Genomic DNA, 14,325 nt, shown 5'->3' on the forward strand with positions numbered 1-14,325 from the left:
TCACTCCTCGGTCTCGATCCAGCGGCGGGAGCGCTCCACGGCCCGGCACCAGTGGTGGAGCAGCTCGGCGCGCCGCTCCTCAGGCATTTTTGGCTCAAAGCGGCGGTCCAGTTGCCAGAGGGAGGCCGCTTCCTGCTCGTCCTGCCAGAAGCCCACGGCCAGACCCGCCAGGCAGGCGGCCCCCAGGGCCGTGGTTTCCGTAACCACCGGGCGTTCCACGCCCACGCCGGTGAGGTCGGCCTGGCACTGCATGAGCATATTGTTGCGGCTGGCCCCGCCGTCCACGCGCAGCAGGCTGAGATCCAGACCGGCATCCGCCCGCATGGCCTCCATGACGTCCAGCGTCTGGAGAGCGATGGCCTCAATGGCCGCCCTGGCAATGTGCCCGCGCTCCGTGCCCCTGGTCAGGCCCACCAGGATGCCGCGCGCGTACTGATCCCAATGCGGAGCGCCCAGGCCCGTGAAGGCGGGCACCAGATAGACGCCGCCGTTGTCCGGCACGCTGGCGGCCAGCCCTTCCATTTCTGACGAATCCCGAATGAAGCCCAGGCCGTCGCGCAGCCACTGGACCACGGCCCCGCCCGCGAAAACGCTGCCCTCCAGGGCATAACTTCTGCCGCGCGGCGTTTCCCAGGCCACGGTGGCCAGCAGGTTGTTCCGGCTCTCCCTGGGCCGCGCGCCGGTGTTCAGCAGCAGGAAACAGCCCGTGCCGTAAGTGTTCTTGACCATGCCCTCGTGCAGGCAGGCATTGCCGAAGGCGGCGGCCTGCTGGTCGCCCGCCGCGCCCGCCACGGGCACGGGGTGGCCGAAAAACTCGGGATGGACGCGGGTCATGAGGCTGGAGGAAGGAACCACCTCGGGCAGCATGGCGCGCGGCACGCCCAGCAGGTCCAGCAGCTCGTCGTCCCATTGGCCGGTATGAATGTTGAACAGCAGGGTGCGGCTGGCATTGGAGGGGTCGGTGAGGTGCGCGCCGCGTTTGCTGAAATTCCAGATCAGCCAGGAATCCACAGTGCCGAAGAGCAGCTCGCCCGCCTCGGCCCTGGCCCGCGCGCCGGGCACGTTGTCCAGAATCCAGCCGATCTTGGTGCCGGAGAAATAGGCGTCCAGCACCAGGCCGGTCTTTTGACGGATGATTTCAGCCTTGCCTTCGGCACGCAGCCGGTCGCAGACAGCGGCGGTGCGGCGGTCCTGCCAGACGATGGCGTTATACACCGGCGCGCCGCCGGCCCGGTCCCAGACCACGGTGGTTTCCCGCTGGTTGGTGATGCCCACGGCGGCCAGCTCATGCCCCTGCACCCCGGCCTGCCTGAGGCAGTCGCGGGCCACATGGGCCTGGGTGTCGAAAATCTCGTCCGGGCTGTGCTCCACCCAGCCGGGCCGTGGATAGATCTGGGTGAATTCTTTTTGCGCCACCTGGAGCATACGGCCCCGGCGGTCGAACAGAATGGCCCGCGAGCTGGTGGTGCCCTGGTCCAGAGCCAGAATATACGAGGCGGTCATGCGCTTCCCCTATAACCTCCCGGCAATGCCCGGCACCACCTGGCAGGCCACCCGGATGTCCTTGGAGCCGTAGCCGCTGTCGTCCAGGGTGGCGAAAAGGTCGGCCTCCAGCACTTCCACGGCCGCATCCGGCACGCCCTCGGCGGCCAGGTGGGCCTCAAGCAGTTCCCCGGCGCGGCGCTCGGCGGCGTCCAGAGTAAAGCCCTTGTTGATGCGCTCCTCCAGATCCAGGGCGGGCGCGCGCAGCAGGCCCCGGCCCGTGTCCGCGTAAATTTCCAGCCCGGCCGTGGGCAGGGTCAGGGCCGCGCCCACGGCATTGGCCACGGCGGCGTGCGGCGGGCTGGCCACAGGCAGGCCGAAGGCCGCCGCCAGCCGCTCGCGGATGCAGTCCGCCGGGCCGCCCACCAGCCAGATCCGGTCGGGGCGGGCCTCGCGCGCGGCCTTGAGCGCGGCCAATGTGTAGATGGGCCGCGCGTTGACCGCGTCGATAAGTTCATGTGCGGCCCGCGTGACCCGCGCCAGGGCGTCGTCCACGGCCTTTTGGGCCAGGACGCGGGGTTCCAGGCCGCACAAGACCGCCAGGGCCGCCACGCCGTCGCGCGAGGCGGCCACGTTGCCCCGGTCGCCGGAGGCGCTGTTGCCGTCCAGCGCATTCAGCGCGTCCAGCAGGGTGGGCCGAACGCCGCCGAAGGCCATGGCCGGGCCTTCGCGCAGGGGGCCTGTCCGCACGCGCGTCGCCGCGCCCGTGCCCTCCACGGTGAGCAGGGAATCCCCGCCCACGCCGATGGACGTCGAGGCCAGAGCCCGCACCAGAGTGCGGCGGCCCTGCAACAACATGCCGTCACGGTCGATCACCGGCGAGCCGTCGGCGAACAGGGCCATGTCCGTGGTGGTGCCGCCCATGTCCAGCAGCAGGGAGCAGCCCCGCCCCGCTTCCGGACAGAGGGCCATGACGCCCATGACGCTGGCCGCCGGGCCGGACAAAATGGACTGCACCGGCTCGCGCCGCGAAAGGGATACCGGCACCGCGCCGCCGTCGGCCTTGAGCAGCCGGGTGGCCGCATGGATGCCCGCGTCGGCCAGGGCCGCCTCCACGGCGTCCAGAAAAGCGTTGTGCAGGCGCTGCACGGCCGCGTTGTAATAGGCCGTGGCCACCCGGCGGGGAAAATTGAGCCGTCCTGAGAGCCGGTGCCCCAGGGTGACGGGCAAGCCTGACGCTTTGGCCACTGCCGCGCCCATGACGCGCTCATGGGCCGGATTGCGCGGCGAAAATTTGCCCACGCAGGCCACGGCGGCCACGCCCGCGTCACGCCAGGCCGCCGCCTGCCGGGCCAGGCCGTCCGTTTGCAGGGGGCTCACTTCCACGCCCCGGTGGTCCAGGCCGCCGGGCGCCACGCAGACATGTTCGCCCAGGGCAAAGCGCGCGGGGTTCAGGCCCGGCCCGGCGGAAAGCGCCAGCCCCACCGTGCCGGCCCGGCCCTGCACCAGGGCGTTGACCGCCAGGGTCGTGCCCAGGGTCACGCGCTCCACGGCGGCCAGGGCCGCCGCGCCGTCGCTTCCCGGCTCTCCGGCCAGAGCCGCCAGCACTTCCCGCACCGAGGCGGGCAGATCGTCATGGCGGGTTTTGACCTTGGCCGAGGCCGCCAGGCGCAGATCCGCCCCGTGGCCGGTGATCAGCACCGCGTCGGTATGGGTGCCGCCCGCGTCAATGCCCAGTACTGTGCTTGCTTTCATGCTCGCTCCGCCTGTGAAGTATGCTTGCAGTGCGCCGGAGCATACGCCATGCCGCCCCGGCGGGCCAGAGCTTTTCCACGCGCGGGACCGCGCAAACACACCTCATTTGCATATACCCTGTCATCGTTGCATGTCGGGATTATCCGGGAAAAACAGCCTTTCGTGCGCCGCCTGCGTCATCCGCCGCTTTTTTGCTGCTCACGTACCTGAGTACAGCTCTGCTCTCGATGCCTGTAAGGCTCGCCCGGCTCGCCAACGAGCACGGCCCTTTGGGCCGCCTTCCGGTCGGTTTGCGCGCAAAAAACGGCGTTTTCCTTGGCAGCGCGCGAAAATCTTATTCTTCTCCGGATTCTTCCGACACCAGCCATCCGCCTGCGCTCCGGCGGAGTCAAGGTGGCGTTGCCCAATTCTGAAAAGGTGAGTCATTATGAGTATCAATATATTGAATAAATTGAATTGGGTATGACGTGGCTCGTTTTTTGGATGCGCCTGGCCTGCGCGCGGGGCCGCCCCTACGGCCGCGCGCAACGCACCTGATTCAGCACCGTCAGCCGGGCCAGCATGGAGGAGAGGGCGTGCCGGATTTTGCGTTCCGTCTCGTCGGCCAGGCCGTCCTGAACTTCCGCAAAAGCCTTGCCCAGGGCCTCTTCAATATAGGCCTTGTTTTTTTCAATGATCTTCCGGCGGTTCTTTTCCGTGAGAAAGAATTTGGGCAGTTTCCGCTTCCACAAAAAATTCTTGGCCACTTTGCCCAGGCCCCAGGTGCCCGCAAAAGCCAGACTTCCGCCCAGCACGGCGGAGACGGCCTCGCCCGTGTGCGCTATGGCCCCGGCCACGGCATAGGCCGCGATGCCCGGCAGTACCGCCGTTGCCATGAAATCCATAATGTTCAGAAAGCCCAGGCGCGACACCTTGACGCTGATCGCATCGAAAAAATCCCTGCTGAGCGCCCGCGCGGGAAAGTCAACGCGCGGCACGAGAAAAACGCCGTTCCGCCGCAGCCAGGCCCGGAAACGCTGCCGCAATTCGTATTCGATTTCCGCGCGCAGCGTTTCGCTTTTTTCCTCGATGATGGCCAGCAGCCCCGCGTCGTTCCGGATATTGTCCGCAAAGTCCTGCTCCAGTTGCTCCACGGTTTTCCGGGTTTTCTGAGCTTCTTCCAGAACGGGCATGATGTCCCGGTCCACGATCCGTTCCGTGCACAGGCGCACGGCAAGCCGGGCGTGTTTGGCGAAAATCCGTTGCACGAACGCGCAGGCCTCGTCCGCAAAGGCTCCGGCCTTTTCCTCCAGCAGCAGCCGGACAGCGGCATGCGACTCGGAAAGCACCGGGTAAAGGGCAAGCCCGTAGGCAATGTCCTCATAGGTGCGCCCGCTCATGCCGCAGCTCGCGGCGGGAAACACCTCTTTCACCATGTCCCTGACGAAAAACCAGCGGCTGCTGCCGCCCGTGAGAATGACCTTTGAAATATGCCGGTGATCGCGGATGGAATGCAGAATGCTCCTGAACCAGGAAAGCAGGCCGATCTGTTTGCCCCGCAGCATATCCTGGGCCTGCGGGCTCAGGCCGCCCCTGTCGGCATACCGGCCGAGCATGGCCAGCAGGCCGTCCGTGGCTGTGTAATTTTCCGCATCGCGGATGAACGCTTCGCGCGTGTAGTCATGGATATAGGCGTCTTTTCTGATTCCGTGCGCGTCGCGCCACGAGGCATGCAGGCTGACTTTGCAATTTTCATCCCGCGCCGCCGCGTCTGAAAAACGCTCCTTCTCGGCTTTGCACTGAATCCAGTGGATGTAATATTCACAGCCGGAGCCGGGCAATTCTTCCCGGAACAGCGCGTTGTCCCGGCAAAACACCTGAAACAGCAGATCGTCGAACAAACGCCCGCCGAACAGCGGGTCGCCGTCGTTCTGAAGCACGTCCATGCTTTCGAGGAGGGTGAAGTCACAGGTGCCGCCGCCGAAATCCAGAATGAGCACTTCGTTTTCGATGTCGTCAATGTCGATGGCTCCGGACTGGAGGCAGGAGATCATGGCCGCGTCCGACTCCCTGACGAAGGTGGGCCTGGGCCAGCCCGCGCGCACAAAGCATTGGGCCAGATTGAGGCCGAAATCCTCCCTGGTCCGGGATGGCGTGCCCACATAAACGCGGGTGTCCGGCTCCAGCACGCCGTCGGGCAGGGCCGCGCGCAGCTCATGCAGGAAATCCGTCATCCAGCGCATGGCCTCGGAGCCGCCGTGGGCAATCTCGGGCTTGAACTGGCTGCGCAGAGTCCGCGAGGCCAGCCGGGCGCGGTTGGTGTGGTACTCGCTCTCCGCGATATTGCCGATAAGGCATGGCTTGTCGTCCTGATAGAGAACCACCGTGGCTATGCAGCCGTTTTCATCGCTGATGCGCGGCAGCGTCACGGGCGCGGGCGCGGCGTCCCCTTTTTCCACGCCGTAGAGATAGGTATTGGTGGTTCCGAGATCAATGCCGATGATTTTCATTTGCCGCTCCCGGTCTCCCGCTGCACATAGCCCTTGACGATCTTTTCATCCGCCGCATAGGCGCGCTTGAGAATGCGGCAGCGGTCCCCGTCCCGGACCAGCCCGATCATATCGTAGAATTTTCCGTGTTCCGCGTCGTTCCAGACAAGGTATTCGTCCGTAGCGGCCCCGGGTGCGGCGGTCACATAGCCCACGGCCGCCAGCTTTTCAGTCAGAAATTTTCTGGTGTCCGGGTCAAAGGAATCCAGCATCTCAATGACGTCCAGGGCCAGAAGACAATCGCTTTTGGGGCATTTTACGGAACTCCGGTCCGGATGCGCGCCGGGTTGCAGCGCGGCCAGTTCGGCCTCCAGGCGTTCCAGCTCCTCAAAAAAGGCGAGCAGGAAGCGCACCCGCTCCTCAGCCTGTTTTCGCAGGGAATGCCTGAAAGCGGTCACGTCCAGGGCGGTGACTTTTTTGGACAGAAAAACGAACAGAAAAGCGGCCCCCAGCAGCAGATACCAGCGTTTCAGCAGGCCCGGCGCGCCCCCGCTTCCAAAGACCGCCCGTTTGATCCCGGCCCAGGAGGTCAGCTGGAGCATGCCGGTCAGCAAATCCACAGTGAATTTCGCCAGGGTTCCGAGCCCCAGAAAAGCCAGCAGCCGGAAGCGCGCCTTGGGATTGGCCGACAGATATTCGGACACGTAGAACATGCCCCAGACCGTGACCACCCGGATGATGTCCCCGCCCATGCCCAGCCAGCCGAGCACTGTGGACAGAAGGCCGCCCAGCAGATAGCCGAAAAAGACGATGCCGCCCATGGACAGAAAGGAAGAGCGCTTCTGGTACAGGGATTCGGTGGAAAAGTCCGGCATGTTCCGGGCCAGCTCCCACTTGAGGTCGTCGCCCGGAATGCCGTCGCGGGCGCCGGGCCGCGTGACGGGCCGGGCGCAGAGCTCGATGAGTTCGGTCTTCAGATCATATAAAAACTGTTGATGCTGGGCGTATTCCCGGGGAAAGGAAGCTATTTTTTCCACCACGCCGTCGGCAAGCCCGGCGGCGCGTTCTTCAAGTTCATGGGTTCGTTCCTGTGGTTCCATCTGTCGGGCTCCCGTAAAAATTCATGCCGCAATCCGGATTCGCGGCGTGGCCGCCGCATCTTTCAAGGTATGATAATTCCGCCTATATCCCGCGCAAGCCCCGAGGGCAATGTCCGTCGGCGGCACATCCGTTCCGGCGGGGCCGCCGACAATGCTTGCCATGCGCGCCGCTTTTCAGTAAATTTTTGCCCTTGCGCGGCCGCGCGGGCAAAGGCCCGGTCCGGCACAGCGCTCCACCCAGCGGCTCTTTACGAGGTTAGCCATGCAGACAATGAAGTTCATCTGGTTTGACGGGAAAATGGTTCCCTGGGATCAGGCCCAGGTTCATGTGCTCACCCACGCCCTGCACTACGGCAGCGCCATTTTCGAAGGCATCCGGGCTTATGCCTGTGTCGACGGCACCTCCGCGGTCTTCCGCCTGCAGGACCACTGCAAGCGCATGCTCAATTCCGCCAAGATCCTGCGCATGGAGCTGCCCTACAGCGCCGACCAGCTGGCCGAAGCCTGCATTGAAACCCTCACCGCCAACAAGCTGCCCGAGGGCTACATCCGTCCGCTCTCCTTTGTGGGCCACGGCGAAATGGGCGTTTACCCCGGCAACAATCCCGTCCAGACCATCATCGCTGTCTGGCCCTGGGGCGCGTACCTGGGCGCCGAGGCTCTGGAAAAGGGCATCCGCGTCAAAACCAGCACCTTTGCGCGCAGCCATGTGAACACCTGCATGTCCAAGGCCAAGGCCTCGGGCAACTACATCAATTCCATCCTGGCCAAGATCGAGGCCAAGGAAGAGGGCTTCGACGAAGCCGTCATGCTGGACACCAGCGGCTTCGTCTCCGAAGCCACGGGCGAAAACATCTTCATCGTGCGCGACGGGATCATCAAAACCACGCCCCTGACCTCCATTCTGGGCGGCATCACCCGCCAGTCCATCATGGCTCTGGCCCGCGACCTGGGCTATACTGTGGAAGAGCAGCAGTTCACCCGCGACGAGTTCTACATCGCCGACGAAGCCTTCTTCACCGGCACGGCGGCGGAACTCACGCCCATCCGCGAACTGGACCACCGCCTGATCGGCGCGGGCCACGCCGGTCCGGTGACCAAGCACCTCCAGAAGGAATTCTTCAAAGTGGTCAAGGGCGAGAATCCCAAGTATGCGGGCTGGCTGCACCATTATACCGTGTAACGGGTAAAAAACTGTTTCCCAGCTTTCAGGCGCGGCCGGACGCCGTTTTCCGCCGTCCGGCCGCGCCTGGGCAATGACAGGGTTTCATGAAGCATCTTTCTCTTGCGGCGCGTTATCGCCCCCAGACCTTCGCCCAGGTGGCCGGACAGGACATGGTCAAGGCCGTGTTGTCCCGCGCCGCCGCCGAAGACAGGCCCGCGGCGGCCTATCTGCTGAGCGGCACGCGCGGCGTGGGCAAGACCACCATTGCCCGCATCTTCGCCAAGGCCCTCAACTGCGAGCACGCGCCCGGTCCGGAGCCCTGCAACGAATGCGCCCAATGCCGCAAGATCACCCAGGGCGCGCATGTGGACGTCACTGAAATCGACGGCGCTTCCAACAACAGCGTGGAAGACGCCCGCTCCCTGCGCGAGACCATCGGCTACGCGCCCATGGAGGGCCGCTACAAGATCTTCATCATCGACGAAGCCCACATGCTCACCCGCAACGCCTTCAACGCCCTGCTCAAGACGCTGGAGGAGCCGCCGGAACGCGTGGTCTTCATCTTCGCCACCACCGAGGCCCACAAATTCCCGGTGACCATCGTCAGCCGCTGCCAGCATTTTGTGTTCCGCCACTTGAGCGAGGACGCCCTGGCCGAGCACCTCAGTTCCGTGCTGCGCAAGGAAAAAACGGAGTTTGAGGAAGGCGCGGTGCGTCTTCTGGCCCGGCGGGCGGCGGGCAGCGTGCGCGACGGCATGTCCCTGCTGGATCAGGCCCTGGCCCTGGGCGGCGCGAGCCTGACCACGGCCGCCACCCGCGAAGTGCTGGGCCTGGCCGGGCAGGAGTTGTTCAGCCGGCTGTTTGAAGCCCTGCACGGACGCGACTGCGCCGCCGTGGCCGCGCTTTCCCGCCAGATTCTCCAGCAGGGTGTGGACATCGGCTTTTTCGTGCGCGAGCTGGCCGGCAACCTGCGCAATCTTTTTCTGCTGCGCCAGAGCGGTTCCGCAGTGCTGCCCAGCCTGCGCCTGCCCGCCGACGAGGCGGCCTTCCAGCTGGAGCTGGCTCCGCGTTTTTCCGCCGGTCATCTGCACGCGGCCTGGCAGATGACCCTGGACGCCCAGCGCGGCATCGTCCAGAGCCCGGAGCCGGCGGCGGCCCTGGAGCTTCTGTTGCTCAACCTGGCGCTGCTGCCCCAGTTGCTGCCGTTGGAAAAACTGCCGGAAGCGGCTCCCGCGGCCGCGGTCCCGGCCGATGCGCCCATGCGGGCCGCGCCCGCAAGCGGGAATTTCGCCGACGCCCCGCACCCCGAACGGCCCCGGCAATCCGTGACGCCTTCGCAGGCCGTTCCGCCGCAGCCGGACGCAACGCGCCCGCTCTCCCGGCCCCGTGCGATGGAAAATGGCGGCGCGGCACCCGCGCAGGGTCAGGCGACAGGCCGGGCAACGGAACAGACAACAAATTCGGCAATAGATTCGGCGACAGACCCGGCCGAGGCGGAGGGCCCCGAGCCCGCGCCGACGCCCGCTTCCGATTCGGCGTCAACGGCCTGTTCGGCCCGTGCCGCGCACGAGGCGGAACAGGAACCCGCAACCGTCGCCCCGGTTGCCGAAACAACGGAGGCAGGACCGGACGCCGGGTCAGCGCCCTGGCCTGATTTCAAGCCGGACTGGCAGGCTTTTTGTGAATTTTGCGCGGCCGAGCAGGCCGCCGGGAGGCCCGCGCCCCCGCCGCACCTGCTGCGGGGCCTGGGCGTGGACTGGCAGAGGGACGTTCTGCGTCTGACGCCCAAGGCCCAAACTCTGCTTCATCAGTTGGAGAAGCAGCGTGCCGTGCTTGAAGCGGCCTTGGCGGCTTTCGGCGCGGGCGTGCCGCGTCTGGAGCTTATTGTCCCGCGTCCGCCGCGCGGTGAAGCCGAACTCATTGAGGAGTTCAGCAAAAAACCCGAGTTGCAACCCTGCCTGGAGGTGCTCAAGGCCTCCATTGCCCATTGTACGGAAATCAAATAAAGAAGCCCCGAGGAGACGAACATGCGGAATATGAACGATATCCTGCGCCAGGCGCAGGTCATGCAGAGCAAATTGTCCAAACTCCAGCAGGAAATGGCCGAGCGCTCCTACGAAGCCGCCAGCGGCGGCGGCATGGTCAAGGCCGAAGTTTCCGGCAAGCAGGAGCTGCGTAAGCTGACCATCGACCCCAAGGCCCTGGAAGGCGGCGACGTGGAAATGCTTCAGGATCTGATCCTGGCCGCCGTCAATGAGGCCGGACGCATTGCCCGCGAGACCATGGAACGCGAAATGAACAATATTTCCGGCGGCATCAAGCTGCCCGGAGTGTTCTAGGCCCCCATGCACAGCCGCATTCCCGAACCGCTCAAGGCCCTGGTGGAGCAGCTCGCGCGCCTGCCGGGCCTGGGCCCCAAATCGGCCATGCGCGCGGCCATGACTCTGCTCAAGTGGCCGGAGGCCGAAACCCGCCGCCTGGGCCGGGGCATCCATGACCTGCGTGACAATCTGCACCTCTGCTCGCGCTGCGGCGGCCTGTCCTCCACGGACCCCTGCGCCGTCTGCGCGGACGCCGGACGGACGCGCGAGACGCTCTGTCTGGTCACTGAATGGGACAGCATGCTGACCCTGGACGAGGGCGGCTTTTACCGGGGGCAGTACATGATTCTGGGCGGCCTGCTGGCCCCCCTGGAACGCATGGATTCGGAAAGCCTGGATCTGGACCGCCTGACGCGGCGGCTGGACGAGGGCGAGGTGACGGAGCTGATTCTGGCCCTGGGGGCGACCCTGGAAGCGGAAAACACGGCCTCCTTCATCCGCCAGATGGTGCGCAAGCGCTTTCCTCAGATCCGTGTTTCGCGTCTGGCCCAGGGCATCCCCCTGGGCGCGGAGGTCAAATACATGGACAAGGAAACACTGCGCCAGTCCCTGCAATACCGGCAGGATCTCTAGTGTCTGATTGCAAAAATTTCGAGCATATTTATGCTCTCAATTTTTGCAGGATCGTCAGCGAAAAAACATGGTTTTTCGCTGACTCACGGCGGCTATGCCGCCGCAAAATCCTTCGGATTTTGTGTGTCTAATTTTTCAAATTAGACACTAGGAACCGTTTCTAAATATAATCGGTAATCCCCCGGAGTGTTTCAAGGATGCATTCGGTCGGAAAGAAAATACGCCCGACTGCGGATACTGAACTTCCGGCGCGAGGGCGGACATTCAGGGGGAATCCATGACTATTGCTTCCCATCCCGTTTTCCAGGCCCTGGTGGCCGGGCTGCTTTCCTGGTTGTCCGTAAGCCTGGGCGCGGCGCTCATCTTCACCCGGCGCGAATTCTCGCGCCGGGCCATGGACTGCCTGTTGGGCGGGGCCGGGGGCATGATGCTGGCCGCGGCCTTTTTCGGTCTGTTGCAGCCCGCGCTTGAGCTCGCCGCGCATCTGGGCCGTCTGACTTTTGTGCCCATTGTGTCCGGTCTTCTGTTGGGTGCGGCCTTTCTCTGGTGTCTGGACCGCGTGCTGCCGCACATCCATATGTTGCAGGACACGGCCGAAGGCATTTCCACCAGTTGGCGGCGCAGCATCCTGCTGGTCACGGCCATGGCCCTGCACCACATCCCCGAAGGCCTGGCCATCGGCGTGGGCTACGGCGCGGCGGCCGCGGAAAGCGTGGCCGCCCAGGGCGCGGCTTCCGGCCTGGCCACAGCGCTGGTGCTGACCTTTTCCATCATGCTGCAAAACGTGCCCGAAGGCCTGGTGGTCTCCACCGCGTTGCGGGCCGAGGGTTTTTCCGCGCGTAAATCCTGCTTTTACGGCGTGCTCTCCGGGCTTACCGCCCCTCTGGGCGCGGTGCCGGGCGCGCTGGCCGCCGGCATCACCGCCGGGCTGCTGCCCGTGGCACTTTCCTTCGCCGCCGGGGCCATGATTTACGTGGTGGTGGAAGAAGTCGTGCCTGAAGCCAATGCTTCGGGCAACGGCAACCTGGCCACGGTTTCCTGTATCACGGGCGTCTGCCTGGTGATCATGCTGTCCGCGCTGGTGGGCTGACGCCGCACGCTTCCGGCCCAAAGAGTGTTTTTCTTGCCAAAAATCCTCTTCCGTATAAAGATTTATCAGTAACAGCCGAAAAAATATCTGAAGCACCCAATACACTCCGGCATGAACGGAGAGCCACGGCAGCTTATTTGCCGCCACCCATAACATAGTTTTTCTATATGAAAAATATCCACTCCCTTCCGCTGCTATCCGAAGACGACGTGCGTGTCCGGCGCGCTGTCATCTTTTATGCAGAATGCCGAGAGAGAGAGAGAGAGAGAGAGAGAGAGAGAGAGAGAGAGAGAGAGAGAGAGACGCGCTGCCGCCTTCCGTCTGAAGACGTTGTGGCCGCCGCTCCGGCGCACGCGTCTCGTTTATCCTTCCGATCCAGACATCCCGAAACAGTCAACCGGTACGGCGCCGCCGCGCGAGTTTGCAAATGCCCGCGCGGTGAAAGTGTGCCATGCCAAAGGAGGTTCACAAGCGGTTCCGCCCGCCTGCTGTCGTAGTTCAATCCCGTGTCACCTGCTGGCCAGCACTTGAGGGAATCTGTATGCGCTTCACTCTTAGTACTACCATGGTCATTGCCCATCTCCTTGGCCTGATTCTGTCCTGCGCGGCGCTGTTCGTCAGCGGCCGCATCTGCCTGGGCGACGCCCTGCCGGTCCCGGACCTGGCCGCCGCCTTGCTTCCCGGCCTGATTGCCGTCGTGCTTCTGGCCGCGATAGGCTCATTGTTCATTGTCAACCGTCTCGCCCCTCTGAAAAAAATGTTGCGGTACGCCCAGGCCGTCGGCGCGGGCGACAGCACGGCCAGCCTGGATGTGGAGAGTTCCGGCAGCCTGAAGCCGCTTGCCGGAGCCATCCGGACAATGGCCGAAACCTGCGACGGCCGGTCCCACTGGTACGCGGGCATTCTCAACACCCTGCCCTGGGCCATTTCGGTCACGGACATGAATATGAACTGGACTTTTTGCAATACGGCCTCGCTCAGATCCATGAACAAAACTCATATGGATGAAGTACGCGGTCTGCACTGCTCCGAAAAGAAAGGCAATATCTGTAACACGCCCCAGTGCGGCATCGAACAGCTGCGCCTGGGCAACAAGCGGGTCATCAACAATATGCCCAACGGCAAGACCATGCAGATCACGCTGGATTACCTGTATGACGCATCCGGCACGCCCATCGGACATGTGGAAATCGGCGAGGACATCACCGAAAAAATCCGCCTGGAACAGGAAAGCAAAACAGCCGCCGCCAAGGTCCGCGCCGCCATGGTGGCGCAACTGGAAGGCGTGGTCAGCACGCTCAACGAAACCGCCGAGACACTGCATTCCTCGCTTTCCGGCGTCAAGGACCAGGCCGGAGTGGCCGCCGCCCGCCTGGCCGAAGCGGCCACGGCCATGAACGAAATGAATTCCACGGTGCTGGAAGTGGCGGGCAATGCCTCAGGCGCGGCCGACGCCGCCACGTCCGTGCAGAGCCAGGCCCATGAGGGCAACCGCCTCGTCCTCCAGACCATCGAGAGCCTGCGGACGGTGCGGCAGCAGTCCGAGAGCCTTAAAGATAACATGCAGGGCCTGGACCAGCAGTCCCGCGACATCGGCACGGTGCTCACCCTGATCCGCGACATCGCGGACCAGACCAACCTGCTGGCGCTCAACGCGGCCATTGAGGCGGCGCGCGCGGGCGAGGCCGGGCGCGGCTTCGCCGTGGTGGCCGACGAGGTGCGCAAACTGGCCGAAAAAACCATGAGCGCCACCCGCGAGGTGGAATCCGCCATTGAGGCCATCCAGCAGGGCACCAACCAAAGCGCCGCAACCGTGGACAGCGCCGTGGCCGCCATTGAGGAAGCCGGACACATGGGCGAGGAGTCGGGGCATTCTCTGCAGCAGATATCCGCTTTGGCCGAGGATTCCAGCAGTCGCGTGTCGGCTATCGCCACCGCCGCCACGGAGCAATCCGCCGCCTCCGAGGAAATCAACCGCAACATTTCCGAAGTGAACCATCTGAGCGCGGACATCGCCGAAGCCATGGAAGGAGCTTCCAGCCAGGTACGGGACATGGCCGAGCAGGCCCATGTGCTCAAGGACATTCTGGACGCCATCCGCGCCCGGGGCGCGGATCGGGCCGATACGGCCGCGAGCTGAATCCGCCGGTCGGAAGTGAATTCCGGCTGTTCGTGATATATCGTGACCACTGATCATTATCGGCAATCCCAGGGCCGGGGCGATTTCGCCCAGGCCTTTTTTTGTTCTCTTTTGAAAGAAAGCGCCTGAAAATACGCCTCTTGTCTGGACGCGGGCGCCTTCCTGCCGCAT

Annotated in this window: 11 protein-coding genes; 7 read left to right on the top strand and 4 right to left on the bottom strand. The window is 64.3% G+C overall.

The window, feature by feature from the left end; all coding sequences use genetic code 11:
• The 4 genes from glpK to AXF13_RS11260 form a co-directional block, all read right to left on the bottom strand.
• Positions 1 to 1,503, bottom strand: a complete 1,503-nt coding sequence (gene glpK, locus AXF13_RS11245) for a glycerol kinase GlpK (protein ID WP_062253328.1) — start codon at positions 1,501 to 1,503, stop codon at positions 1 to 3.
• Positions 1,504 to 1,512: 9 nt separating this feature from the next.
• On the bottom strand, positions 1,513 to 3,237 hold the full coding sequence (locus tag AXF13_RS11250) for a hydantoinase/oxoprolinase family protein (RefSeq protein WP_062253330.1): 1,725 nt from the start codon (positions 3,235 to 3,237) through the stop codon (positions 1,513 to 1,515).
• A 512-nt stretch (positions 3,238 to 3,749) separates the two neighbouring features.
• Positions 3,750 to 5,726, bottom strand: a complete 1,977-nt coding sequence (locus AXF13_RS11255; protein WP_062253332.1) for an Hsp70 family protein — start codon at positions 5,724 to 5,726, stop codon at positions 3,750 to 3,752.
• Positions 5,723 to 6,805 carry a hypothetical protein gene (locus AXF13_RS11260; RefSeq protein ID WP_062253333.1) on the bottom strand — a complete coding sequence of 361 codons (1,083 nt, stop codon included), beginning with the start codon at positions 6,803 to 6,805 and terminating at the stop codon, positions 5,723 to 5,725. Before AXF13_RS11260 ends, AXF13_RS11255 begins: the two co-directional genes overlap by 4 nt.
• A 262-nt stretch (positions 6,806 to 7,067) precedes the next feature.
• On the opposite strand from AXF13_RS11260, the gene AXF13_RS11265 reads away from it, so the two are divergent.
• From AXF13_RS11265 to AXF13_RS11290, 7 genes are all read left to right on the top strand, one after another.
• On the top strand, positions 7,068 to 7,988 hold the full coding sequence (locus tag AXF13_RS11265) for a branched-chain amino acid transaminase (protein WP_062253335.1): 921 nt from the start codon (positions 7,068 to 7,070) through the stop codon (positions 7,986 to 7,988).
• A gap of 86 nt (positions 7,989 to 8,074) precedes the next feature.
• Positions 8,075 to 9,976 (top strand): DNA polymerase III subunit gamma/tau, encoded by a 1,902-nt coding sequence (gene dnaX / locus AXF13_RS11270; RefSeq protein WP_062253337.1) that lies wholly within the window; start codon positions 8,075 to 8,077, stop codon positions 9,974 to 9,976.
• Positions 9,977 to 9,997: 21 nt separating this feature from the next.
• The gene (locus AXF13_RS11275; protein ID WP_008682006.1) at positions 9,998 to 10,309 is read left to right on the top strand and encodes a YbaB/EbfC family nucleoid-associated protein; all 312 of its coding nucleotides are present in this window, start codon (positions 9,998 to 10,000) and stop codon (positions 10,307 to 10,309) included.
• Positions 10,310 to 10,315: 6 nt separating this feature from the next.
• The gene (gene recR, locus AXF13_RS11280) at positions 10,316 to 10,924 is read left to right on the top strand and encodes a recombination mediator RecR (RefSeq protein ID WP_009302846.1); all 609 of its coding nucleotides are present in this window, start codon (positions 10,316 to 10,318) and stop codon (positions 10,922 to 10,924) included.
• Positions 10,925 to 11,201: 277 nt separating this feature from the next.
• Complete coding sequence (locus AXF13_RS11285; RefSeq protein WP_062253339.1) at positions 11,202 to 12,014, top strand: ZIP family metal transporter; 813 nt, start codon at positions 11,202 to 11,204, stop codon at positions 12,012 to 12,014.
• Between the two features lie 209 nt (positions 12,015 to 12,223).
• Positions 12,224 to 12,511: a hypothetical protein gene (locus tag AXF13_RS17150; RefSeq protein ID WP_190276350.1), complete on the top strand. Its 288-nt coding sequence runs from the start codon at positions 12,224 to 12,226 to the stop codon at positions 12,509 to 12,511.
• A 44-nt stretch (positions 12,512 to 12,555) separates the two neighbouring features.
• Positions 12,556 to 14,154: a methyl-accepting chemotaxis protein gene (locus AXF13_RS11290; protein WP_062253340.1), complete on the top strand. Its 1,599-nt coding sequence runs from the start codon at positions 12,556 to 12,558 to the stop codon at positions 14,152 to 14,154.
• Positions 14,155 to 14,325 lie beyond the last annotated feature (171 nt).

Origin of the sequence: Desulfovibrio fairfieldensis, from assembly GCF_001553605.1 — a bacterium.
GTDB classification, from domain to species: Bacteria; Desulfobacterota; Desulfovibrionia; order Desulfovibrionales; family Desulfovibrionaceae; genus Desulfovibrio; species Desulfovibrio fairfieldensis.

Bases quoted from the DNA above. Each gene is read 5' to 3' on its own strand.
- dnaX (WP_062253337.1), top strand. From the start codon at position 8,075: ATGAAGCATCTTTCTCTTGCGGCGCGTTATCGCCCCCAGACCTTCGCC.
- AXF13_RS11260 (WP_062253333.1), bottom strand. From the start codon at position 6,805: ATGGAACCACAGGAACGAACCCATGAACTTGAAGAACGCGCCGCCGGG.
- glpK (WP_062253328.1), bottom strand. From the start codon at position 1,503: ATGACCGCCTCGTATATTCTGGCTCTGGACCAGGGCACCACCAGCTCG.
- AXF13_RS11255 (WP_062253332.1), bottom strand. From the start codon at position 5,726: ATGAAAATCATCGGCATTGATCTCGGAACCACCAATACCTATCTCTAC.
- AXF13_RS11290 (WP_062253340.1), top strand. From the start codon at position 12,556: ATGCGCTTCACTCTTAGTACTACCATGGTCATTGCCCATCTCCTTGGC.
- AXF13_RS11250 (WP_062253330.1), bottom strand. From the start codon at position 3,237: ATGAAAGCAAGCACAGTACTGGGCATTGACGCGGGCGGCACCCATACC.
- recR (WP_009302846.1), top strand. From the start codon at position 10,316: ATGCACAGCCGCATTCCCGAACCGCTCAAGGCCCTGGTGGAGCAGCTC.
- AXF13_RS11275 (WP_008682006.1), top strand. From the start codon at position 9,998: ATGCGGAATATGAACGATATCCTGCGCCAGGCGCAGGTCATGCAGAGC.
- AXF13_RS11285 (WP_062253339.1), top strand. From the start codon at position 11,202: ATGACTATTGCTTCCCATCCCGTTTTCCAGGCCCTGGTGGCCGGGCTG.
- AXF13_RS11265 (WP_062253335.1), top strand. From the start codon at position 7,068: ATGCAGACAATGAAGTTCATCTGGTTTGACGGGAAAATGGTTCCCTGG.